Origin of the sequence: Rhizobium sp. 2YAF20 (assembly GCF_052114685.1) — a bacterium.
Classification (GTDB): Bacteria; Pseudomonadota; Alphaproteobacteria; order Rhizobiales; family Rhizobiaceae; genus Rhizobium.
Window position 1 is genome coordinate 208,443 of the sequence record NZ_JBFRFF010000001.1, and the last position, 23,067, is coordinate 231,509.

22 protein-coding genes, 1 tRNA gene and 1 pseudogene are annotated in these 23,067 nt (G+C 60.5%); 11 read left to right on the forward strand and 13 right to left on the reverse strand.

Annotated features, from left to right (window positions below):
- Positions 1-3: 3 nt before the first annotated feature.
- The 3 genes from AB4Z52_RS01005 to AB4Z52_RS01015 all read left to right on the forward strand — a co-directional run bounded on the left by AB4Z52_RS01005 (position 4) and on the right by AB4Z52_RS01015 (position 2,274).
- Positions 4-657 (forward strand): CDP-alcohol phosphatidyltransferase family protein, encoded by a 654-nt coding sequence (locus AB4Z52_RS01005; RefSeq protein WP_442216015.1) that lies wholly within the window; start codon positions 4-6, stop codon positions 655-657.
- Positions 658-845: 188 nt separating this feature from the next.
- Entirely contained in the window at positions 846-2,045 is a 1,200-nt protein-coding gene (gene mnmA, locus AB4Z52_RS01010; RefSeq protein ID WP_442216017.1) for a tRNA 2-thiouridine(34) synthase MnmA, read from the forward strand.
- A 152-nt stretch (positions 2,046-2,197) separates the two neighbouring features.
- Positions 2,198-2,274, forward strand: a tRNA-Met gene (locus AB4Z52_RS01015).
- Between the two features lie 38 nt (positions 2,275-2,312).
- On the opposite strand, the gene AB4Z52_RS01020 is transcribed toward AB4Z52_RS01015, so the two are convergent.
- The 4 genes from AB4Z52_RS01020 to AB4Z52_RS01035 all read right to left on the reverse strand — a co-directional run bounded on the left by AB4Z52_RS01020 (position 2,313) and on the right by AB4Z52_RS01035 (position 4,951).
- Entirely contained in the window at positions 2,313-2,468 is a 156-nt protein-coding gene (locus tag AB4Z52_RS01020) for a hypothetical protein (RefSeq protein ID WP_442216019.1), read from the reverse strand.
- A gap of 348 nt (positions 2,469-2,816) precedes the next feature.
- Entirely contained in the window at positions 2,817-3,020 is a 204-nt protein-coding gene (locus tag AB4Z52_RS01025) for a hypothetical protein (protein ID WP_442216021.1), read from the reverse strand.
- A 235-nt stretch (positions 3,021-3,255) separates the two neighbouring features.
- Positions 3,256-3,570 (reverse strand): hypothetical protein, encoded by a 315-nt coding sequence (locus AB4Z52_RS01030; RefSeq protein WP_442216023.1) that lies wholly within the window; start codon positions 3,568-3,570, stop codon positions 3,256-3,258.
- 160 nt (positions 3,571-3,730) lie between these two features.
- Positions 3,731-4,951: a vWA domain-containing protein gene (locus AB4Z52_RS01035; protein ID WP_442216025.1), complete on the reverse strand. Its 1,221-nt coding sequence runs from the start codon at positions 4,949-4,951 to the stop codon at positions 3,731-3,733.
- Positions 4,952-5,251: 300 nt separating this feature from the next.
- Here AB4Z52_RS01035 and AB4Z52_RS01040 point away from each other — a divergent pair, with 300 nt between their 5' ends.
- Entirely contained in the window at positions 5,252-5,563 is a 312-nt protein-coding gene (locus tag AB4Z52_RS01040; protein WP_442216027.1) for a GCG_CRPN prefix-to-repeats domain-containing protein, read from the forward strand.
- Positions 5,564-5,621: 58 nt separating this feature from the next.
- On the opposite strand, the gene AB4Z52_RS01045 is transcribed toward AB4Z52_RS01040, so the two are convergent.
- Positions 5,622-6,143 (reverse strand): hypothetical protein, encoded by a 522-nt coding sequence (locus AB4Z52_RS01045; RefSeq protein ID WP_442216029.1) that lies wholly within the window; start codon positions 6,141-6,143, stop codon positions 5,622-5,624.
- Positions 6,144-6,188: 45 nt separating this feature from the next.
- The gene (locus AB4Z52_RS01050; protein WP_442216031.1) at positions 6,189-6,548 is read right to left on the reverse strand and encodes a DUF4189 domain-containing protein; all 360 of its coding nucleotides are present in this window, start codon (positions 6,546-6,548) and stop codon (positions 6,189-6,191) included.
- Between the two features lie 268 nt (positions 6,549-6,816).
- Between AB4Z52_RS01050 and AB4Z52_RS01055 the strand changes: the two genes are divergently transcribed.
- Both AB4Z52_RS01055 and AB4Z52_RS01060 read left to right on the forward strand, forming a co-directional pair.
- Positions 6,817-8,181, forward strand: a complete 1,365-nt coding sequence (locus tag AB4Z52_RS01055) for an LLM class flavin-dependent oxidoreductase (protein WP_442216032.1) — start codon at positions 6,817-6,819, stop codon at positions 8,179-8,181.
- Positions 8,182-8,428: 247 nt separating this feature from the next.
- Entirely contained in the window at positions 8,429-8,815 is a 387-nt protein-coding gene (locus tag AB4Z52_RS01060; protein WP_442216034.1) for a hypothetical protein, read from the forward strand.
- A gap of 81 nt (positions 8,816-8,896) precedes the next feature.
- On the opposite strand, the gene AB4Z52_RS01065 is transcribed toward AB4Z52_RS01060, so the two are convergent.
- The gene (locus tag AB4Z52_RS01065; RefSeq protein WP_442216036.1) at positions 8,897-9,682 is read right to left on the reverse strand and encodes an IclR family transcriptional regulator; all 786 of its coding nucleotides are present in this window, start codon (positions 9,680-9,682) and stop codon (positions 8,897-8,899) included.
- Positions 9,683-9,902: 220 nt separating this feature from the next.
- Here AB4Z52_RS01065 and AB4Z52_RS01070 point away from each other — a divergent pair, with 220 nt between their 5' ends.
- Positions 9,903-11,180, forward strand: a complete 1,278-nt coding sequence (locus AB4Z52_RS01070; RefSeq protein ID WP_442216038.1) for an L-fuconate dehydratase — start codon at positions 9,903-9,905, stop codon at positions 11,178-11,180.
- 98 nt (positions 11,181-11,278) lie between these two features.
- Complete coding sequence (locus AB4Z52_RS01075) at positions 11,279-12,310, forward strand: hydroxyacid dehydrogenase (RefSeq protein WP_442216039.1); 1,032 nt, start codon at positions 11,279-11,281, stop codon at positions 12,308-12,310.
- Here AB4Z52_RS01075 and AB4Z52_RS01080 read toward each other — a convergent pair.
- The 3 genes from AB4Z52_RS01080 to ggt all read right to left on the reverse strand — a co-directional run bounded on the left by AB4Z52_RS01080 (position 12,297) and on the right by ggt (position 17,512).
- Entirely contained in the window at positions 12,297-13,856 is a 1,560-nt protein-coding gene (locus tag AB4Z52_RS01080) for a VOC family protein (RefSeq protein WP_442216041.1), read from the reverse strand. The genes AB4Z52_RS01075 and AB4Z52_RS01080 overlap by 14 nt on opposite strands.
- A 123-nt stretch (positions 13,857-13,979) precedes the next feature.
- Positions 13,980-15,431: an MFS transporter gene (locus AB4Z52_RS01085; RefSeq protein WP_442216043.1), complete on the reverse strand. Its 1,452-nt coding sequence runs from the start codon at positions 15,429-15,431 to the stop codon at positions 13,980-13,982.
- Positions 15,432-15,787: 356 nt separating this feature from the next.
- Complete coding sequence (gene ggt, locus AB4Z52_RS01090; protein WP_442216627.1) at positions 15,788-17,512, reverse strand: gamma-glutamyltransferase; 1,725 nt, start codon at positions 17,510-17,512, stop codon at positions 15,788-15,790.
- A 433-nt stretch (positions 17,513-17,945) separates the two neighbouring features.
- On the opposite strand from ggt, the gene AB4Z52_RS01095 reads away from it, so the two are divergent.
- Positions 17,946-18,128: a hypothetical protein gene (locus tag AB4Z52_RS01095; protein ID WP_442216045.1), complete on the forward strand. Its 183-nt coding sequence runs from the start codon at positions 17,946-17,948 to the stop codon at positions 18,126-18,128.
- A gap of 19 nt (positions 18,129-18,147) precedes the next feature.
- On the opposite strand, the gene AB4Z52_RS01100 is transcribed toward AB4Z52_RS01095, so the two are convergent.
- Positions 18,148-19,413: a glycerate kinase type-2 family protein gene (locus AB4Z52_RS01100; RefSeq protein ID WP_442216047.1), complete on the reverse strand. Its 1,266-nt coding sequence runs from the start codon at positions 19,411-19,413 to the stop codon at positions 18,148-18,150.
- A 374-nt stretch (positions 19,414-19,787) separates the two neighbouring features.
- On the opposite strand from AB4Z52_RS01100, the pseudogene AB4Z52_RS01105 reads away from it, so the two are divergent.
- Positions 19,788-20,146: pseudogene (locus AB4Z52_RS01105) on the forward strand (winged helix-turn-helix domain-containing protein).
- A 71-nt stretch (positions 20,147-20,217) separates the two neighbouring features.
- Positions 20,218-20,646 carry an OsmC family protein gene (locus AB4Z52_RS01110; protein WP_442216049.1) on the forward strand — a complete coding sequence of 143 codons (429 nt, stop codon included), beginning with the start codon at positions 20,218-20,220 and terminating at the stop codon, positions 20,644-20,646.
- Between the two features lie 354 nt (positions 20,647-21,000).
- Here the strand turns inward: AB4Z52_RS01110 and AB4Z52_RS01115 are convergent, their stop codons facing one another.
- Both AB4Z52_RS01115 and AB4Z52_RS01120 read right to left on the reverse strand, forming a co-directional pair.
- Entirely contained in the window at positions 21,001-21,549 is a 549-nt protein-coding gene (locus AB4Z52_RS01115; protein WP_442216051.1) for a hypothetical protein, read from the reverse strand.
- A gap of 52 nt (positions 21,550-21,601) precedes the next feature.
- A complete protein-coding gene (locus tag AB4Z52_RS01120) occupies positions 21,602-22,948 on the reverse strand; it encodes an LLM class flavin-dependent oxidoreductase (protein WP_442216053.1) in 1,347 nt (448 codons plus the stop codon).
- Between the last annotated feature and the right edge of the window lie 119 nt (positions 22,949-23,067).

A 23,067-nucleotide genomic window follows, 5' to 3' on the forward strand; every position in this document is an offset into this window, starting at 1 on the left:
GGCATGGAAAACAAGGGGGAAAATGCGGGTGATCGCCGGCCGCTGGCCAGCCGCAACACGCGATGGGCGCAGGCGCTGGCAAAGCGCATGGCTGCGCTATCGGTGACGCCGAACCAGATTTCACAGGCGAGCATGGGTGCCGCAGCACTTGCCGGTGGCGCCTTCGTGCTGGCCGGCCACAGTGACGGCGCGGTTCGCATCCTGCTGCTCCTATGCGCCGCAGCCTTTTGCCAGCTTCGGCTGATGTGCAACCTCTTCGACGGCATGGTGGCTGTCGAAGGCGGCAAGGGCGAGAAGGACGGGCCGTTCTGGAACGAGTTCCCCGATCGCATCGCCGATCTGCTGATCTTCGTCGGCGCGGGCTACGGGGTCGGTTTACCGGCGCTCGGCTGGGCTGCCGGCTCCTTCGCGATCCTCACCGCCTATGTCCGCGAGCTTGGGCGCGTTACCGGCCTGCCGAGCGATTTCTCAGGCCCCATGGCAAAGCAGCACCGTATGGCGACGATCACGCTCGGAGCGCTGCTCTCGTGCCTTGAAGGCCTCTGGAGCGGTCGTGACCAGGTCTTGACGATTGCGCTTTTTATCGTCGCCGTCGGTGCTGCGCTGACGGCTCTACGCCGGGGACGGAACGTCGTTCTTAGTTTGCGGGCTCGATAGCTGCCTCAAAGCGCGAAACGCCAAGCCCTTGCGCGTCGCGGCAATCCTTTCTATATCGATCGGGAATAACGGCTGCGCGCCTTGGATGCCGCCAAAAGGCCGGAATGCATGGATATGCGCCTTGGTTGCGTGGCAACCGGCGGCAGACTTATCAAAGAACGCTCCGAAAGATTGGCGGCAGGCAGACCGTGAACACACTGGATTTTGACAAGAGGCCTGAAGATACGCGCGTCGTCGTTGCCATGTCCGGCGGCGTCGACAGTTCGGTCGTGGCCGGCATCCTGAAGCGTCAAGGCTATGACGTGCTCGGCATCACGCTGCAGCTCTATGACCATGGCGCGGCCGTCCATCGCGCCGGCTCCTGCTGCGCCGGGCAGGATATCGACGACGCACGAAGGGTCTGCGAGACGCTCGGCATTCCGCATTACGTGCTGGACTATGAAAAGCGCTTCCGCGACACCGTGATCAATCCGTTCATGGACAGCTATGTCGCCGGCGAGACGCCGATCCCCTGCGTTTCCTGCAACCAGACCGTCAAGTTCGCCGATCTTCTGGCGACCGCCAAGGAACTCGGTGCCGACGCGCTGGCGACCGGCCACTATATCCGCTCGCGGCCGAACCCGACTGCCGTCAATCACGGACGTCGCGCACTATACCGCCCGGCTGACGCCGATCGCGACCAGAGTTATTTCCTGTTCGCCACGACGCAGGAACAGATCGACTATCTGCGCTTTCCGCTCGGCGGCCTGCCGAAGTCGGAAACGCGGGCGCTGGCCGAAGACATGGGCCTCGTCGTTGCCAAGAAGGCCGACAGCCAGGATATCTGTTTCGTGCCGCAGGGAAAATATTCCGATATCATCAACAAGCTGAAGCCGAACGCTGCGCTCGCAGGCGATATCGTCCATCTCGACGGCCGCGTGCTCGGCAGCCATGAAGGCATCCTGCACTATACGATCGGCCAGCGCCGCGGCATCGGCGTTGCGACCGGCGAGCCCCTCTACGTCGTCTTCCTCGACGCACGTTCGCGCCGGGTCATCGTCGGCCCGAAGGAAGCCTTGGAAACGCACCGCGTCTATCTGCGCGACGTCAACTGGCTCGGCGACGAGCCGCTGGCAGTCTCGGCGTCGGGCGAGGGCTTTGCCTGCTACGCCAAGGTCCGCTCGACGCGCCAGCCGGCACCGGCCGTCCTGCATATCGACGCGACCGGCACCTTTGTCGATCTGACAATTGGCGAAGCGGGCGTGGCGCCCGGCCAGGCATGCGCGCTCTATTCGGCACCCGGCGACGACGCCCGCGTCTATGGCGGCGGCTTCATCAAGCGTTCCGAGCGGGAGCCCAATGCCGAAGCCTCGCTGAAGGCGCTGTTGCAGCAGCCTGTCGCTGCCTGAACCGCGGTTGCCATAGGCTTGCGACAAGCCTCGGGGAAAGCGGTGATTTTTGTCGATCATGCGCTTGACACTGAAGGGAGCGCAGTTTTATAAGCCGCTCATCCAAACGGACCTTCCGCTTCAGATTTCTCAAGCATTCGCAAGGTTTTCGTGGCGGGGTAGCTCAGGTGGTTAGAGCAGCGGAATCATAATCCGCGTGTCGGGGGTTCGAGTCCCTCTCCCGCTACCAATTTTCCTGTTGTCCATACTGAAGACATAGGTAACCGCTCAATGGCCTTGCAGGACCTTGAAGAGGTTCGGCGTCGGAATGCGGGTTCTTTCGAAAGACTTCACTTCTTCGATCGTGACACGACCAGTCGTCAATCCGTTGACGACCCTGCGACATATGACGTCTAGCGTGTCGCCGCTCTGGACATTCGCCATCGCCGCGATTGCATCCTTCTGTTTGGCAAAAGTGGTTGCAGAGTGACGGTCTGCGTAGAGGCCCTCCCTGAGCGCGGGGCTGCCCTTGAAAGCGGTCTTAACGGCTTCAGCTTCTTAAGCTCTCTGTTTCCGGGGTGCAGGCCGCAAGCGATGCGAAGGCAAGAACAATGGCCAGGGTGTGAAGGTATTTCCTCCGCGCTCCAATTCAAATGTCATCGGAGTTGGTAAGGCGAATTGTCTTGAGAATAGTTAAACCCTTCCGTGCATTTTCCGGAAGGGTTTTTTCATCGAAATTGGGACTGCCCGGTCACCACGGCCAACCAGCCCGCCATGCACCGGTCCATCCGATCAAAGCATTATGTCACTGCAATCGAGGTAGCGGGATATACGCGGCTGGGTTTTGCTTGTGGCGGCGTAACCGGCGTCCCTTCTGCGGGCGGCATTTTGCAATAGTTTCGCAAACTCGCCGAGCGGCACTCGGTCGGCGCGGAGTATCAGGCGGATCATCGGGTCCCTGAGAACTTCGGACATCGTCATTTCAGCATCTTGCATGAGCATATCCTCCTTGGGTTCATAGAGAAGTATTAGCGCATCTGTATAACAATGTTGCTTCGTCCAGTTGACGGTACGATGATAAATTCGGGGCCAAAGCGTGGCATCACGGTGCTGGATCTGTCGTGCGGTGAACGGCAGGGGCAGAGCCCCTACCGTTGTGAGGGCGGAGTTTCTGCAGCCGTCGCGCTGGCTTGGGAGACGCCAAACGCGAGAGCAGCATCAACGTGCCTTGCTAATGGTTCTTGTTCGGTCCTTTTCCCGTATTGGGGCTGCAGGTCTTGATCTTGCAGCTCGGATCGTCGCTGGTCGGCACGGAAGCGCTGACCATGGCGCCCTGGCCGATGCACGTCATCGAATTCGAGACGACGCGGCTGTACATCATCATGTTGTTGACGTGATGCGATGGGTAACGCAGCACGAGGGACCCATCCTGAGCGACCTTTTCATGGACAGACGAACAGGTAAGGGACTGGGAGTCGTGCCGGGACATCGCCATCGCGTTCGAGGCAAGCATTCCAATTGCGGCAAGCAGAATGATCTTTTTCATGGGGATTCCTATAATCATGCACCGACATTCCTATCGGCGGGAACCCCTTAGGCCACTTATCCTATCGCTTTTGTGACAGGAAGGCTTACTTACTATTTCTCACCGGCGTTCGGGCTTGGTTTCGGCGCGCCGTCATCGAATGCGCCCGGTTCCTCGATCATCAATTCGTGAGGCGGGTAGTCTGATCCGCGACCTTCTTGCCGATGTCCTTAAATGCGGCGACGAGAGACGCCATGTCGTCTGCGGCATAATAGTTTGTGGTCGAGCCGGCGCATGATTGCAGCATCGCTTTCCCGTTTACCGGCGCCATGAAGGCAACGGTGTAGATTGTGATGCCTGCGGCGCGCGCCGACGTGCATGTCGCAAGGGTTGCAGTGTCGAGCGCTTGGTTCCAGGAGCCGCTATTGCCGGTGTTTTCACCGTCCGTCATCAGCACGATGTATTTCGAAAATGACGTGTTGCCTTTGCTCGCCTGACTGGTGGTCTCTTTCATATCGGTCAACGCCTTGTAGGCCGTGCTCATCGGCGTTGTCATGTCAGTGCCGCCGGTCGGGTAGGCCGGAATATTGCTGACGTAGGACCGTACGCCCGTCGTTCCCCAGGCAAGGTCCTGGGTTGCCTGCATCGTGTCGGTGAAGGAGACCGCGCCGGTGCGCACCAGGGTATCCGTCGTATCCGCCGTTTCGGCGGCGTCCAGTTGATCAAAGAGAGTGGCGGCCGCCTGTTTCAGCGCCGCGCTCTTGTTGACGTCGCAGGGGGCGGTCGCCTTTAGGTTCGGGTAATTGCTCCAGTTGGACGAGGTGTAGTTCTGACATTTTGTGGTGGTGGATTGAACGACGTCGGTGATCCAGGACATGGACCCGGAGCGGTCGAGCACGACATACATCGACATCGCGTTCTTGCTGGCGGACTGGCTGGCGGCAGAACTAGAGGCGCCAATTGTGACCGTCTTTGATGCGAAGAGCTGTGTCAGTGGATTGACGGAAATGCTATAGGAGGACACCACGCTGACGGTGTAGGTCTTGCTGCCGCTTCCAGTTGATGTCTGGACAGCCTTGGCCGTCGTCCCGGCCTCAATGGCGGCGAGTTCGCTGGCAGATGCATAATTCGACATTTGGCCCGCGACAAAATTCACGGCCAGCGCCTGGGCGTCGGCAATCGTAATCGTGCCGTTTGCCAATGCGGTTGCGGCCGCAAGAGCGGCAGCGTCGGTCGTTTCTTCAAGCTGGCGCTTGGCAAGAACCTGATTTGCGACGTCGATGGCAAGTCCGCTCGCACCCAGCAGGACGGGAAGCAGCAGCGCCGTCATGATACCGAAATTCCCGTCCTGATTTGAGACGATGCGCCCAATGATGGCACGAAAGGCGCGGGAATTTGACATTTTCACCCTTGATTGAAGCCAACATCGCTTCGGCAACTTCTAGATGACACGGGGCTCGTTAATTGTAATTTGCTAAAATAAGTAAACTCGTCTGAATGTGTGTCTTTGTTGATATACGTGGGTTTTGGCGCGCGCGCTGGTCTCTCAGCTTCCACGGCAATTTACATAGCAAGATATCTTTTCCGCGTCACCGACCTCAGGCATAACGCCTTGATTCTGCCTACAAAAGGTCAAGATTGGTTCATCGCCCGTTCACTCCGTGTGGCGCTAAATCGGGTCATCAAATACGGAGGACTGCACATGAAGAAGATGATTTTCGCCTCAGTGATCCTGTTCGGCGGATTGGTTGCAACGGCCGCGAGCGCGATGCCCGCGGTGTCATTCGAAAAGCCGGCGTCAGATGTGATCAAGGTCGATTGGGCCTGCGGCAGAGGCTTCCATGAGACGCCCTGGGGCGGTTGCCGGCCAAATCGCTGGGGCCCTCCGCCGGAGCGGGCATATTTTCACCGCAGCTGGGGCGGTGGCGATTGGGGCCGTGAAAGACACGGCTGGCGCCACGGCGACGAGCGCGATTGGCGCCGCGATCATCATCGGGACTATTACGACAACTAATTCCCGGCAATAGTTTTAGGCCCGCCTGCCCGTTCAAGGGCAGTGCGGGCCTTGAACGTTATGCCCCCTTGGCGATCTCGACTTCCTGATCGAAAGTCGAGACCTGTTTGCCGCTCATATCGTGGATCGTGTATTCCAGGGTGTATTTTCCGGCAGGAGCGCCGTCGAGCGTCAAGGTGAAGTCCATCGAGAATTCCATGTTCTGGTTGTGGCTCTGGAACACGGTCTTTGAAAATCCCTTTTGATCCGTCACCACGTCGCCGTTTTCGGCGGTCAAGGTGAGGTCAGTTACGAAGTTCAGCTCATAAAGGTCGCCGGCAATGTCCTTCCATCCATAGCCGATGGGCTCGACATAGGTGATGATTTTCTCACCGGGCTTGAAGACGTTCGAACCCTTCACCTTGTACAGGCCGTAACCGGTCGAGGGTTCGGTGATGAAGGTGATCGTGCGCTCGGTCAGCGGCAGGCTCTGCCAGGCGTCATAGGTCTTCTGTTCGGCTTTCTTCAGGTCTTCTGCAGGGCCGGCATAGGCTGCATGGGACAGGCTGAGAGCGGCCGCTAGGCAAAGCACAAATCGCATCATTTTTCTCCTCGGCGACCTCTGGTCGATCGGTCGGTGAAATTGTTACTGGCAGTCGGAGACGACGAGCCTGCAGTGCGGGCAGTTGTCGAGCGCCATCTCTTCGGCTTCGCGCTTCGTCCGGCCGTAGCCGATGCCGAAATTGACACGGTCGCCGACATAGGCGCCGCAGCTCTCATACCAGACGGCAATTTCACAGCCGTCATTGCCGGCGCGTTCGCAGCTGTGCATCGCGTTGCGCTCGGCTTCGTGCCGCGAAGATCCATAGCCGACCCCGTAGCCGGCTTCGCTGGCGGATGTGCCTTGTGAGTCATGCACGGCAATCGCGCCGAAGGCGAAGGCGGAGCTGATCTGCAGCGACATAAGGACTGCTGTGGCTATTCCGAGCGTTATCTTTCGATGCATTTGCTGTTCCTGTTTTTGAAGAATTCGACCTCGAACGGGCCGCGTTGCGCGCAGGTGATATCATTTAAGCAAATGCGCAAGAAGGCTGATTTGCAGGTCTCGTGCGCCCATTCTTGGGGCAACCTTGAGGCGAGCAGTTCTGCCGTTTCCCTTGGGATCGATCGGCTCGGACTATTCTTTGCTTGAAGCGACTGCAATGAGCGCGTTGGATGCACCCGACAAGGGCGCGACCTCGCAGACGTGCATATTATCAGACGGAGATTTCCAAGTGAAGACAATGCAGATCCATGCCTTCGACATGAATTGTGCCGGCCATATCAATCACGGCATGTGGACCCATCGGCGCGATACGTCTTCGTCCTATACCGATCTGGATTACTGGGTGGATTTCGCGCGGACGGCCGAGCGCGGCATGCTCGACGGCATTTTCCTTGCCGATATCGTCGGGGTCTACGACGTCTATCAGGCAAGCCCCGACGCTTCGATCCGCACCGCTGCACAGATCCCGGTCAACGATCCGATCATTCCGTTGTCGGCCATGGCCTATGCGACGCGGCATCTCGGCCTCAGTGTGACCGTCAATACGACCTATGAGCCGCCTTTCCTGTTGGCGCGACGGATGTCGACGCTCGATCATCTGACCAAGGGCCGCATCGGTTGGAACATCGTCACCGGTTATCTGGACAGTGCTGCCCGCAGCATGGGCCTTGAGCGCCAGCCGGACCACGACGCACGCTATGACGCGGCAGAGGAATATCTGGAGGTGCTCTACAAGCTGTGGGAGGGAAGCTGGGACGATGACGCAGTTTTGCGCGACAAGCCGGGCTGCGTCTTCGCCGATCGGTCAAAGGTGCGCGCTGTCCGTCATACCGGAAAATATTACAGGATGGAGGGCATTCACCTCAGCGAACCGTCGCTGCAGCGCACCCCGCTGCTGTTCCAGGCCGGCGCTTCTGCAAGGGGACAGGACTTCGCCGCCCGCCATGCCGAATGCGTCTTCATCGCAAGCCCGACGCCGCAAGGCGCAAGATCGATCGTTTCGGCGCTGCATCGTCGCGCCGTCGACTTCGGGCGAGGGGCTGATGATCTGAGGGTGCTCAACCTGATCACGGTCGTCGTTGGCCGGACCGAGCGGGAGGCGGAAGACAAGCTTGAGGACTATCGACGCCATGCCAGCGTCGAGGCTTCGCTTGCCCACTATTCCAGCTCGATCGGGGTCGATCTGTCGAAATTCGGCATGGACGAGCCGATCGAACAGCGCACGACCAACGCCAACCAATCGGCGCTTGCTGTGGTGAGCGGCAAGGGCGGCGGCGCGCCTCTGACGCCGCGCCAGATCATCGACCAGATGGTGCTCGGCAGCCGACAGAAGCCGATCGTTGGCTCGGCGGAACAGATCGCCGATCATCTGCAGATGTGGATCGAGACGGGCGGGATCGACGGCTTCTGTCTGGCGCGCACCGTCGCCCCGGAGAGCCTCAGGGATTTCGTCGACCTGGTCATCCCCGTGCTTCAACAGCGCGGTTTGTTCAAGACAGAATATGCGCAAGGCCCACTTCGCCAGAAGATATTTCAACGCGAGGACGGCCGGTTGCCGGGCAGTCATCCGGCCGCCGCCTTCCGGCATCGCTAGCCATGCGCGGTGGTGGGATTCTTAACGAATACACGGTTGATTACAGCTGTTAACGTTGTGATATCTCTAGCTAATTAGTTGAAATACATACAATTTTTCAAGAAATGATTTTATGGGGTTTCCAAATGGCGATTAATCTATAGAATCGCTCGTGTTAGTCGGGCCGGCGGGAACCGTCTCTGTTCACCCGCGTTTGATGCCGGCCGACACTGGGAGATACTTAGACTTCCACCGAGAGGAGACAGCCATGACCAATGTACTGCCCCCCCTTCACGAGGGACACGCTCCTATTACGCTGCAACAGGCATTTCGCGAGGCAATCGACGCTTTCGAGGAATGGGATGCCGAAGTCACCGAGCCGATCGTCATGTTCGACGGCCGGATAGTGCCCATCAGTGCCGTATTCGAGGCTCTGCGCGGCTGCACCGATATCATGCCGGCAAATTTGCTCGGCGCCGTCACCGAGCGGTTGACCAAGCCTTGGGAAGGCGAGGGTCCGCTCGACACCATGACCTTCTCGACGGCCGCCCGGGTCATGGGCGTGCTGGTACGCAAGCGGCTTTTTGCCAATGACAGCACGACGGTCATTGCCGCTGCCGCAACACGCCAATCCGAAGAGCGCTCGGACAGATAGGCTTTCTAGCAATGCAAAATACGACGTCGGTTCCCATAAGAGCCGGCGTCGTCGTGGTTTGGGCGTCAGGCTGAAATGACGTCAACGGTTGTGCTGAACGTCCGAGCCTGCGAGCAGGGAGAGCTGTGCTGCGGTCTCCTGAAGCATCGAGACCGTTTCGTCGATGTCAGGCGCGAGCGGCGAGTTGACCAGCGCAATATAGGGACATGTCAGCGCGGCGATGCCACGACCATCCGGCCCGAGGATCGGTGCGGAGAGATTATAGACACCGGCCGTCTGCACGCTTGCCATCATTTCGTAGCCGCGTTCGCGAACGTGATCGAGCCTTGCGTAAAATTCCGGGCCAGGATCGATATCGTTTCGCAGCCTTGCATATTCCGAAATCATCATCTGTCTCTCCTCCGGCGAACGGAAGGCGAGAAGGACATGGCCGGAGCCGGTGTCGAACAGGCCGATATGCGAGCCGATGCGAATGGAGATGCCCCAATAATCGGGCGCCTCCTGCTGGGCGATGACGACGGCCGCGCCGCGGTCGAACACGGCCAGGTGGTTAGCCTGCTTGGATTTTTCGGCAAGCTCGCGCATCAGCGGCGTGGCGAAGGAGGCAAGGCGGCGCACCGGGGCGTGCAATTGTGCCAGGCCGAAAAGCTTCAACGTCAACGAATACCGGTCGCCATCGGTGCGGATCACATAGCCACGTCTTACCAACCGGTCCAGCATGCGGTAGAATTCGTTCGGGCTGCGGTCGAGCTTCTTGGAAATCTCCGCTTGAGACAGACCACCGTCGACGCCAGCGAGCAATTCCAGGATGTCGAGACCCTTGTCCAGCGCCGGCGCGCGATAGCGATCGCTGTCGTCAGCTTCCATTATTGTCTCCTATTTGAATAGTTGCTTACATATATGCATAGGATTCGGCCTGCATGAAAAGACCCTTCCGTGCAAAAGTCGTTGTGATTTGCATATGAATGTTTTACTCATACTTAAGAATTCCCGCGGCGCAGTTCTGCGTTGCCGGGCATATTTTTACAGACCATGATCGGCGCGTCCTCGAGGACGTGCCCGCTACAAAGTGACCAGGGAGTTTCTCATGACGCGCATCACCAATCTCCGGGTTTTCGACCTGCGCTTTCCGACCTCGAAGAGCCTTGACGGTTCCGATGCGATGAATCCGGATCCGGACTATTCCGCGGCCTACGTGATCCTCGATACCGACAAGCCTGGCCTTTCGGGCCACGGGCTCACATTCACCATCGGCCGCGGCAACGAGATCTGCTGCATGGCGATTAAGGCGATGCAGCATCTCGTCGTTGGAACCGAGCTATCGACCGTTCTCGAAAATCCCGGCAAATACTGGCGCCATCTGACGAGCGACAGCCAGTTGCGCTGGATCGGCCCGGAAAAGGGTGCAATGCATCTGGCGACCGGCGCCGTCGTCAATGCCGTCTGGGATCTGCTTGCCAAGGAGGCCGGCAAGCCGGTCTGGCGCCTGGTCAGCGAGATGGAAGCAGAGCAGATCGCCGATATCGTCGACTACCGATATCTGACTGACGTCCTTACCCGCGATGAGGCGGTGGCGATCCTGAAGAAAGCCGAGGCCGGCAAGGCCGCGCGCATCGCCACGCTCGAAAACGAGGGTTATGCCTGCTACACGACGTCTGCCGGGTGGCTCGGCTATGGTGATGAAAAGCTTCGGCGCCTCTGCCAGGAAGCGGTCGACGCTGGGTTCAACCACATCAAGATGAAGGTCGGGCGCGATCTCGAGGACGACATCCGCCGCCTGACGATCGCGCGCGAAGTCATCGGTCCCGACCGTTATCTGATGATCGATGCCAACCAGGTGTGGGAAGTTGGCCAAGCGATCGATTGGGTGAAGCAGCTTTCCTTCGCCAAGCCCTTCTTCATCGAGGAGCCGACCAGCCCGGACGATATTGCCGGGCATCGAAAAATCCGCCAGTCGGTGAGCCCGGTGAAGGTAGCGACCGGCGAAATGTGCCAGAACCGCATCATGTTCAAGCAGTTCGTCGCCGAGGGCGCGATCGATATCGTGCAAATCGATTCGTGCCGCATGGGTGGGCTGAACGAGGTGCTCGCCGTGCTGCTGGTTGCTGCCAAGTACGAGCTGCCCGTCTGGCCGCATGCCGGCGGCGTCGGGCTTTGCGAATATGTGCAGCACCTGTCGATGATCGATTACATCGCCGTTTCCGGCACCAAGGACGGCCGGGTCATCGAATATGTCGATCACCTGCACGAGCATTTCCTCGACCCTTGTGTCATCCGCAACGCGGCCTACATGGCTCCGAGCCTGCCGGGCTTTTCGATCGAAATGAAGCCTGAATCGATCAAGGCCTACACCTTCCACGGCTAAGCATTCAGCCTTGACGACGCGGTAAACGAGCATTGCCGATTTCGGTATCGCCAGGCATAGTCCGACGACCGAGCGACAATTCCATGGGAGAAAACAGGATGTCCGAGACAGAGCGGCCGCTGGCGATCAGCGCGCCCGATCCCCGCACGCTTGACCTCATCTTCACCAGGGATGCGCTTGAGCGCCTGAGATCGAAATATGAGATCGTCGAGGCGGATCCGGAGAATATCGCCGGGCTCGGCGACGCCGTCCTCGGCCGGGCGCGCTACATCATCGGCCAGCCGCCGCTGTCGCGGGAAACGCTCGATCGGATGGCGCAGCTGCGCTGCATCCTAAATGTCGAGAGCAACCTGATGAACAACATGCCCTATGACGTGGTGTTTCAGCGTGGCATCCATGTCGTCACGACCGGCCAGGTGTTTGCCGAGCCGGTGGCCGAGATCGGGCTTGGCTTCGCGCTCGCAATCGCGCGCGGCATTGTCGATGCGGATGTGGACTTTCGCGAGGGCAGGGAACTCTGGGGCGGCGACGGCAATGTCGGCGCACGGCAGATTTCCGGTTCGGACATCGGCATTGTCGGCTTCGGCGATCTCGGCAAGGCGCTGAACCGGATCCTTTCCGGCTTTCGAGCCAAGATCAAGGTATTCGATCCCTGGATGCCGCGGTCCATTCTCGAAGACAACGGCGTGACGCCCGCCACGCTGGAAGAGGTCTTGACGACAAGCGATTTCGTGTTCGTCGTTGCCGCGGTCACCAGCGAAAACAGGGGTTTCCTCGGGGCGGAAGCCTTCGCCGCGATGAGGAAAGGGGCAGCATTCATTCTGCTCAGCCGTGCCGACGTCGTCGACTTCGACGCGTTGATGGCGGCTGTCGCCTCCGGTCATATCGTTGCGGCGAGCGACGTCTACCCCGAGGAGCCGCTTGCGCAGGACCATCCGGTTCGCAGCCTCAAGGGGTTCCTGCGCTCTGCCCACCGCGCCGGTGCGCTCGACAGCGCCTTCAAGAAAATGGGTGATATGGTTCTCGAGGACATGGACCTGATGGATCGTGGCCTGCCGCCGATGCGCTGCAAGCGCGCCGAGCGCGAGACGGTGTCGCGGATGCGCTCGAAGCCGGTTACGAAGAACTGATCCGGGAAAGCCAGTTACGGATGATCGGTACGTCGTCATCGGTGAGTTCGTGGCCGTGCGGCACGACCCTTGCCTCGACATCGGCGCCGGCTTCGACAAGCTGATGTCGCAGCTCCTCGGCGTAGCGGCCATAATCATCCGTCTCGCCGGAAATGATCAGCACCTCCGCATCCGACATGTCGGCCACCGGCCGGTCGGTCAGGACCGGCATGGAGCGCAAAAGCACGGCCCGCCGCATCAAATGCGGATGCAGCGAGAGCATGGCGTTGATGAGATTGGCGCCGTTGGAATAACCGATATAGTCGATCCGCGCCGGGTCGAGGTCGTAGGCTCTGGTGGCACCCTCGATGAAGGCAGCAAAGGCTTCCGCTTCGGCGATGATGTCAGCCTGGTCGAAAGAGAAGGGCGTGATGCGGCGGAACCATCGCGGCATTCCCTCCTCGACGGCGCGCCCGCGCACCCCGAGCAGCGTCGCCCGCGGATCGATCTTGTGAGCAAGCGGCATGAGCGACGTCTCGTTGGCGCCGGACCCGTGCAGCAGCACGAATACGCTGCCGTCCGCATCATCTGGCGTATGGAAGCGGTGGACGAAGGGTAGGTCGCGATAGATAACGCGCGGCTCCCCTGGCATAGAGAATTGCGGTAGTTGCACTGTCAATTCGTCGATGCGAGGCAAATCCCTGTCCGGCACGAACAGCCGGGTACCGAGCGTCGCCTCGTCCTCGTCGACCAGCATGCCTGGCGCATCGGTCGCCAATTCGAACAGAATCTGCCCCGGTTCGCGGACATAGAGCGAGCGGAAATACTTCCGATCATGCGTGGTCGTCGGCCATAAAGCTTTTGCCTGCAATGCGCTGCGAACTGCCTGCAGCTGCGCGTCGTCGCTGGCGCGAAAGGCCACATGGTCGACAGTGCCGGTGCCCGGCGCGCTCGACCAGAAGCCGGCAGCGTCCCTGACATCGATGATGTCGCCCACCTCGGAGATCATCCGCCCGATGGAGCCACGCGTCGCCTGGTGGCGGTAGCCGAACAACTCGGCAAGGAAAGACTGCGTGACATCAGGTGTCTCTGCAAACAACGTCGCGCCGCGGATGCGCCGGATCGCGTGCTCCATCGGGATCTTTTCGGCGGCCCAGGGTGCTGCGGATGAGAGGTCGGGCGTACCGACGAGCTTGACGATAACACCGTCTGGGTCCTTTAGGCGCAGCACGGGCTCGCCGAATTCATCACTCGGCCCTTCGGGCCTCAGGCCGAAGGTGAGGGCGCGTGTTAGCCAGAAGCCGATGCTCATCGGGTCGATGGCAAGTGATATCTCGCCGACCTGGCCATAGCCGGCTCGGCCCGGCGAGCCGTCTTCCCAGACGAGAAAAGTTACCAGTGAACCTGGAGAGCCGATGGCGTCGCCGTAGAGCAAGTGGAGCTGGGTCGCATCCTCGAAACCGCCCGTTCGCTTGACGAGCCGTAGGCCCAGGAAGCCGACGTAGAAATCGACATTGGCCTGAACCTTGCGCGTGATCAGGGTGATGTGATGGATACCGGCGACCATGATCCTGCTCCGTTCGATGCGCGCCTTTACAGCGTCTCGGCATCTAAACAGAAGCGACCGCAAATTCAACGCGTGCGCTGCGACCGGTGTGTTCACCGAATGGCAGGCATCGTCGCTGCGGCCTTATTGATCCGCGGGGATGGCGCCCTTTTTACCCTTATATCCGCTCATCTCCGCGCCGGCCGTGCGCGAGAAGCGGGCATTCCAGATCGTTGCGGTCAGGGAGATCATCGTGACGACGATGAAGGCGGCAGAGAAGTCGTTCAGTTCGGCATGGGTATGCACACGGACGAGCATCGAGCTGTGAAGCGCCAGGGCTGCAACGCAAATGCCGAGCGACAGCATCAGTTGCTGGAAGGTGGTGTAGAAGCTGGTTGCCGAGCTCATGCGGTCGCGGTCGATCTCGTCATAGGCAATGGTGTTGTAGGCCGTGAACTGGAACGACATGAAGAATCCGCAGAAGAGCAGGATCACGAAGATCACGGGCATCGGCCAATCCGGCCGGAAGGCGGCGCATAAGCCGTAGCCGAGCGTCCCGACTAGGCCGAAGACGATCAGGCTGGTGCGAAAGCCGAAGCGACGCAGCACCTTCGACTGGACGGCCTTCATGGTCATCGAGCCGATGGCGGTGGCGATGACGATGCGTCCGGCGGATGCCGCGGACATGCCGAAGCCGAGCTGCAGCATCAGCGGAATAAGGAAGGGCTGTGCGCCCTGGGTAATCCGCGTCAGCGAGCCTGCGATGACAGATGCCCGGAAGGTCGGCACCCGCATCAGCGAAAAGTCCATGATCGGCGAGGGATGGTTTCTGGCGTGGCGAAGGTAGCCGATGCCGAAGAGCAGGCCCACAGCGATCAGGAAGATGGCGAGCGAGCCTTCTCCCGTCCTGCTCGACATTTCAAAGCCGAACAACAGCGAGCCGAGCGAAATGCCGGACAGGATGAAGCCTACCGTATCAAATGGCCCATCCGACGGCCCTTTTACTTCCTCGATGAAGATGCTGACAAGGACGAAGCCGAGGATGCCAATCGGGACGTTGATATAGAAGATCCAGCGCCAGTCGAGGTAGGTCACGAACATGCCGCCGATCGGCGGGCCGAGAATGGGTCCGACCAGCGCCGGCACCAGCAGCCACGACATCGCCGATACCAGATCCTTGCGAGCGACACTGCGCATCAGCACCAGGCGTCCGACGGGCATCATCATCGCGCCGCCGACGCCCTGAAGCAGCCGGGCAAAAACGAGGAAGGAGAGGGTTGGCGCCTGCGCGCAGAGGATCGAGCCGAGGACAAAGACAGCGATGGCGCTCCGAAAGACGGTGCGCGAGCCGAAGCGGTCGGCGATCTTGCCACTGGCGGGGATGAAGATCGCAAGGCTCAAAAGGTAGGACGTCAGCGCGATGCTCATCGCCGGCGGCGTCACGGCGAAGTCGCGCGCCATGGTCGGAAGCGCTGTCGCGAGCACGGTTGCGTCGAGCTGCTCCATGAACATGGAACTGGCGACTATAAGCGCTATTGTCCGGAAGTTCGGCACGGCCTGCCTGACCGCAGCTGGCGGGTAAGTCTGATCCGACATCGTCGGTTATCGCTCTCGGTGGTGCGGTGGGAGCCTCAAGGCAGACCCGCAAATCTGGTAACGGCGCAAGAGCCGCGATTGAACGGAGCCGGTATACGCCTCGTTTGCTGGTATGACCATATACAATGATGCAATTCTTCTCTGCTGAAACGTTCAATCAAGCACGTTTCCCTACAGCCTGAAGCAATGCGTGTTCAGTGCGTGTCGTCCCGATGTGCTGAGCGGCTCTTGGATGGCGATGTGCTTAAAAACAAAGAGCTAAAGCGCGTCACACAGCCTTTTTTCAATGTGAAGCGCCTCAGGCAGCCCGAACGGCGTTCAAGCCGCTCGGAGGCCCCATCGCTTTCGCCAGCCGGTCAATAGCCCGCCGCGGTTCCGGAGCCGGCGCGGCTGTCCATTGCGCCGTTGTAGCGGGTGCCGCCGCCGGTAGCGATTTCGGCAAGGCTCTTGCCGCCGACCATGATGCCTGCTGCCTGGCCCCAGATCGTCCAATTCTTGTCGATGCCAACATTGTAGCCCATGCCTTCGAGCAGCCGCATCGTATCGGGAGAAAGCGCGTAGGGTTCGGTATAGACCCTGTCAGGCAGCCATTGATGGTGGATGCGCGGTGCGTCGATCGCCTGGCGTATATCCATGCCGAAGTCGATCGCGTTGATTATCGCCTCCAGCGTGATGGTGATGATCCGGGCGCCGCCGGGGCTGCCGATCACCATGAAGGGCTTGCCGTCCTTGGCGATGATTGTCGGGCTCATCGAGGAGAGCGGCGTCTTCTTCGGCTGGATGGCGTTGGCTTCGCCCTGTACCAGGCCATAGAGGTTGGGCACGCCTGGTTTCGAGGTGAAGTCGTCCATCTCGTTGTTGAGCAGGATGCCGGTGCCCGGGGCAACGACGCCGGCGCCGAAGGAGCCGTTGAGCGTATAGGTCACCGCGACGGCATTGCCGTCGTTGTCGATGATGGAATAATGCGTGGTCTCGTGGCTCTCGCCAAAGCCCTTCGGCATCAGCTCCTTGGAAACGCCGGCCCGGTAAGGGTCGATGCTGTCGCGGATCTGTCGGGCGTAGTTCTTGTCGAGAAGCTTGCTCACGGGGTTGTCGACGAAATCCGGGTCGCCGAGTGCTGCGTTGCGGTCGACATAGGCATGGCGCATCGCCTCGACCATGAGGTGGACCGTCTCCGCCGAGCCGTAGCCGAGATAGGAGAGTGGATAGCCCTCGAGCACGTTGAGGATTTCGCAGATGATGACGCCGCCGGAGGAGGGCGGCGGCGAGGAGATGATCTCGTAGCCGCGGTAGTTGCAGGTCACCGGCGCGAGTTCGCGGACCTTGTATTGCCCGAAATCCTCGTTTGCGAGGATGCCGCCTTTGTCATGGCTTGCCTTGACAATCGCATCGGCTGTTGGGCCTTTGTAGAAGGCATCCGGGCCGCCTTCGGCGATCCGCGATAGCGTTGCGGCCAGGTCGGGCTGGATCAGCCTGTCGCCAGCCGCGAAAGCCGCCCCATTCGGCTTCGTGTAGACAGCGGCGGCGGCCGGATCCTGCGACAGGCGGTTCTGGCCGCCGTTCAACTCCCTCGCGTCGCCCTGGTCGAGCGTGAAGCCTTCCTGGGCGTAGCGGATCGCCGGCCCCATCAGCTCGTCGCGGGATTTCGTGCCGTATTTTTGACGCGCGGTTTCGAAGCCCATCACCGAGCCGGGAACGCCGACCGCCAGATAGCCCTCGGTGCTTGCACCTTTGACGACATTGCCCTTGTCGTCGAGATACATTGTCTTGGTCGCGGCCAATGGTGCGCGCTCGCGGAAATCAAGGAAGGTAGTCTTGCCGTCCTTGAGGCGTATGGTCATGAAGCCGCCGCCGCCGATATTTCCGGCCGTGGGATAAACGACGGCAAGCGCGTAGCCGACGGCGACCGCCGCATCGACCGCATTGCCGCCCTTCTTGAGGACATCGACACCGACATCGGTTGCCAGATGCTGGGCGGTGACGACCATGCCATGTTCGGCCTCCACCGGTGGCGGCGAGGCGGCAAAGATGGACGTTGTGGCAAATAGACCTATGGCGAAGACGAGGACCGAAGTCGTCATGCGGTTGCGGCGCAGGTGCATATGGTTTCCTCCAGACATCATAGCCGCTGCAAAAGGAGCCCTTCGGAAAGCGGATGTCCACCCCCGATCGCGGATTTATCTTGTGTGAGATTGATTGCGATTGGGGATCTCACGACTTGCAGCGCGAATCACTTCCGCGTCGCTCGAAGTCATCTTTGAGGCAAGTATCGCGCGGCGCCGCCGGGTTTGGGCGAGTATGAAGTAACTCTTTCGGATTACATCATTCAGACTTCGGATTATAACTATATCAGCAATTAATACTATAAAAATCGCCTAAATATTGCGAACACCTAATGTATAATCAAAGAATAACGGGGATAACTCCTCCTGGCAATCGTCATTGCACCGCATGACGCGCAAGCTGAGGCCAGTGTCCCTGCTGAAAGGCGCAGAGACCGTCGGGAGAGCTCTGATGATCGTGACCAAACTTGAACAGTGGAGAAGCGAGCGGACCATCCGCCCGGCCGCTCCCTCGACCACCAAACAGCAGCATGTGGTGGAAATCGAGTGCGTGCATTGTCACGGCCACTTCTTCCGCTGGACGGCGACCGCCTCAGCCTATGGCCGATGCGAAAGGTGCTCGACGGATCATTAGCCCTAATATATGAGCGCCGTCACTGGATGAGTATGGCCCGCAGATCGTTGACATTCGTCCCGGTCGGACCGGGCACGAAGAGATCGCCGATGGCATTGAATGCCGACCAGGCGTCGTTGTTGCGGAGCATTTCGGCGGGGACCAGTCCGGCCTTGCGCAACCGGGCGACCGTGCCGCCATCGGCAAAAGCGCCGGCATTGTCCTCGCTGCCGTCGATGCCATCAGTGTCGGCTGCCATGGCATGGATGCCGTTCGCGCCGTCGATGTCGATCGCCAAAGACAGCAGGAATTCCGAATTGCGCCCGCCCTTGCCCTTGCCGGTCAGCGTCACCGTCGTCTCGCCGCCGGAAAGCAGAACGATCGGTTTTGGGAACGGCCGATTGCGGTTGAGGATTTCGCGGGCGATGGCCGCGTGGACGTGGGCTGCCTCGCGCGCCTCGCCTTCGATGGCATCCGATAAGATGGCGGCTTCGATGCCGGCCATGCACGCAGAGGCGGCGGCGGCCTCCAGCGAAACACCTGCCGAGGCGATGACATGCACTTCATTGCGGGCAAACCTTGCGTCATCGGGAAAAGGCGCATCGACGTCGGCCGTGGCGATATGCGTCATGACTTCCGGTGGCAGATCGAGCTTGTAAAGGCGGATCAGGTCCAGCGCCTCGGCGCGGGTGCCAGCGCCCGGCACGGTCGGGCCTGACGCGACGAGCGCGGGATCGTCGCCGGGAATGTCGGAAACAACGAGCGACACCACCTTAGCGGGATAGGCAGCGGCGGCAAGGCGTCCGCCCTTGATATTCGACAGATGCTTGCGGATGACATTCATCGCGGAGATCGGCGCGCCGGAGGCGAGAAGCGCCTTGTTGACCGCGATCTCGTCTGCAAGGCCGAGGGCGCCCGCGGGCAAGGGCAGCAGCGCCGACCCACCGCCGGAGATCAGCGCGATCACCAGATCGTCTGCCGTTAGCCCCTCGATAAGCTTCAGCAGCCGCTTTGACGCGATGAGGCCGGCCTCATCGGGAACCGGATGGGCGGCTTCAATGATCTCGATCCGCTTGCAGGGTGCTGAAAAGCCATAGCGGGTCACCACCAGCCCCTCGATCGGACCGTCCCAGCACCTCTCCAAGGCTGCGGCCATCTGCGCCGATCCCTTGCCGGCGCCAACCACGATCGTCCGGCCCTTTGGTCGCGGCGGCAGATGGGCCTGGATGCCGGTCAAGGGGTCGGCCGCCTTCACCGCGGCGTCGAAAAGGGATGTGAGGAAGGCGCGGGGATCGGAAACGGTCATGATATCGTCTGTCTCGCAGCGGTAGAAATGCTTAAGGTTGGGACAAAGTGCGGCATTGGGATCGCAAACTTAGGACATGACCACTCGATTGCCAATGCGCAAGGTCGAGCGGCAACAAAGACCGCGGCGGCAAGCCTTCGCTATATCCATGCCTCTTCTGCGCATCTCTCATCAGCCTAGGCAAGTCGCGGTTTTCAATTCGGTTTTCGGAACAGGGCAACCGTCCGAATATTCGCCGTGCTTGATGTTCGAGGCCAGCCGTTTCGATCGCTGCGCGGACTTGACGAATGGATATCGGCGGGCATCGCCCTGCCGCCGGCAAGGGGGATCGATGACGCTGAAACAAGGTCAATCGCGGGCCGCATCTATCGACCCTGGTTGCAAGCTCCATCTCGCGCGAGATCGCCCAGGGACGACTGAAAGTCGGCGACCAGCTGCCGACAGAGCAGGCGCTGGCCCAGACCTTCGGGGTCAGCCGCAACGTGGTGCGCGAGGCGATCGCCCGGCTACGCTCGGAAGGGCGGATCTGGTCGCAGCAGGGACACGGCGCCTTCGTCCGCCTGCCGAGCGTACTCGACATTCGGCTCGCATGCGCCGCGAGCATTACTCGATCTTCGTGGCAATCCGCGACGGCGACGAGGCCGGCGCAAGGCGCAACCTCCGGAATCATCTCAGCAAGAGCGCCGCGCGGTTCGCCGAGCTGGGAGACCGCGCCCATCATTCCATCGACTGAGACGATTGTTTCGCTCAGTGACAATCCTTATTTGTCTCAACGATATTTCAACATTCAAGGGATGTTTCGACATGGTTGAGCTGAAGGCAAAGGCAAGGCATACGGGCGCGACCGCAGTGCTCGGCCGCACCGGATTTCCTCATGTAACGTCAGTCACGGGCGGCGAGATCAACGTCGTCACCGCGCCTTCGCAGGTCGGCTTTGGTCCGCTCGATCTTCTCTATGCGTCGCTCTCGGCCTGCCTCGTTTTGAGCGCCCGAATGGCGGCAAGCCAGATGGGCGTGCTCGACAAGTTGACCGAAGTCAGCGCCGCCATTACCGGAGAAAAGGCCGGGGAAGGGCTTTCCCGTATCGAGAAATTCAACATCGCCTTCACGATCAAGGGCGATTTCGACGACGCGACACGCAATGCGATCGCCCATGCCGCCGAAAACGAGATCTGCACGGTCAGCAACACGATCCGCGGCAATCCGGCGTTTTCGACGGTGATTTCGGGGTAATAGGCGAGCTCGCGGGCCCCTCATCCGCCCTCCTGCGCATGTCGAAGGGCGGGCACCTTCGCCCGGCTTGCTGCAGGGCAATTGCCTATGAGAGCGACTGGAACCGGCGCTGAGAGGTTCAGGCCTCATCCTGAGGTGCAATTCGAAGAATTGCTTCGATGGGCGAGGGCGCTTGCGCCGATGTGGGCGGTCTAAGCAGGCAAGAGGCCTCTTGGCCAGCCCTCGTGGTTCGAGACGGCCCTGCAGGCCTCCCCACCATGAGGGCTGGAACAAGCAACCGCCAATCCGTCTCCATTGCAATTGCCCTGTCGCCTGCGCAGAGAGGGTCAGGGGGCTGTCGCCGCAAACGCAGGATCACGTCTGGCGCTGCGAAAATTCGAAGCCTTCGAGATAGGGCAGGAGCTCGGGGTCGAGATCGACGTCGACGACGTTGTTGAAGATGGCGGTGGCGATCATGATGCCGGCGAAGGCGACGAGGTTGACCAGGCTCGGCTCGTCATAGCGTGCTTTCAGGCGATCCCAGAGAATATCCGGAACGGCGCTGGAATCGATGACGATCGCCTTGCCGAATTCGATCAGCAGGGCTTCATCGCTGGTCGGCTCGATGGTTTCGGGCGAAAATCCGGCATTGATCAGTGCCCGTCGGAAAAAGCCGACCGGAATGATTGCCCGGCTTTCGATCGAGATCGCCTGGCAGAAGAGCCAGACGGCGCGGTCGTCAAGCGCCGGGCGCAGTTCTTCTCGCAGCGTGAACCATTCCGCATAGATGCGGTGCGCTGCTGGGGAGTGCAGCAGGGTTCGCTTCATGTTGGTCATGCGACCGCGGAGCGCCACTTCGCGGTCGTGTTCGGCGCGCGCAGCGTCAGACGCTGCATCGTAGTCGAAATGGGACAGGTGGCTCATCGATCGCTGCTTTCAAAGGGTCGACATCTTCTGACCGATTTGTCGGCTGATGTCACTGAGCCGCCTCGGCCGCATGGGTGAAAAACCGGTTCTCCGGTCGCGGCAGGCCGAGATGGTCGCGCAACGTCGTGCCCTCATAGTTCAGGCGGAACAGTCGACGCCGCTGCAGCTCCGGAATGAGCCGGTCGGCCACGTCGTCGAGGCCCTGGGGGAGATGGGGGAAGACGACGTTGAAGCCGTCGGAGCCCTCTTCGAACAGCCATTGCTCCATCTCGTCGGCGATCGTCTGTGGCGTTCCGACAAAGGCGAGCCCGCCATAACCGCCGAGCCGCTGCGCGAGCTGGCGCACGGTGAGATTTTCCATTTGCGCCAGCCGGATCACCTGCTCGCGGCTGCTCTTGCTCGCATTGGTTTCGGGTATTTCGGGCAGCGGGCCGTCCGGGTCGAAGCCGGATGCATCGTGGCCGAGCGCGATCGACAGCGACGCAAGCGCGCTGTCGTAGTGGACGAGACTATCGAGCCTGGCGCGCTTGGCGCGGGCATCCTCGACGCTGTCGCCGATGACGACGAAGGCGGCGGGCAGGATCTTCAGATGGTTGCGATTGCGTCCGATCCGCTGCATCCGGCCCTTGATGTCGGCATAGAGCGACTTTGCGCCTTCAAGATCGCGCGGCGCTGCAAAGACCACCTCCGCGGTCTCGGCAGCGAGCTGCCGGCCGGGTTCGGACTGTCCGGCCTGGACGATGACCGGCCAGCCCTGCGGCGCACGCGCGATGTTCAGCGGGCCGCGAACGGAGAGGTTCTCACCCTTGTGGGCAAGGACATGCATCTTTTCCGGATCGAAGAAGATGCCACTGTCGACATCGCGGATGAAGGCGTCGTCGGCAAAGCTGTCCCAAAGCCCGGTGACGACATCGTAGAATTCGCGTGCGCGGAGGTAGCGCTCGTCGTGTTCGACATGTTCATCGAGGCCGAAATTGAGAGCCGCGTCCGGGTTGGACGTGGTGACGATATTCCAGCCGGCGCGCCCTTCGCTGATATGGTCGAGCGAGGCGAAGCGGCGGGCAATGTGGTAGGGCTGGTCGAAGGTGGTGGAGGCCGTGGCGACGAGGCCGATCCGTTCGGTTACCGCTGCCAACGCCGAAAGCAGCGTGAACGGCTCGAACGAGGTGACCGTGTGGCTGCGCTTCAGCGCCTCGACCGGCATATTGAGTACGGCCAGGTGATCGGCCATGAAGAAGGCGTCGAATTTTGCCGCTTCGAGCTTCTGCGCAAAGCTTTTGATGTGCTTGAAATTGAAGTTCGCGTCCGGATAGGCGCCGGGGTAGCGCCAGGCGCCGGTGTGAAGGCTGACGGGGCGCATGAAGGCGCCAAGCTTCAACTGCTTCTGTTCGGTCATGCGCGCAATCCCTCTTGGAAAGTCGTTAGATGATGCCGGCAGACAGAGCCGAGCCGTTCTGGAATTTCCTATTGGAGGTAGGGACGCCGTTGCTCCGTTCAAAGGGCCCGTCCGATTTA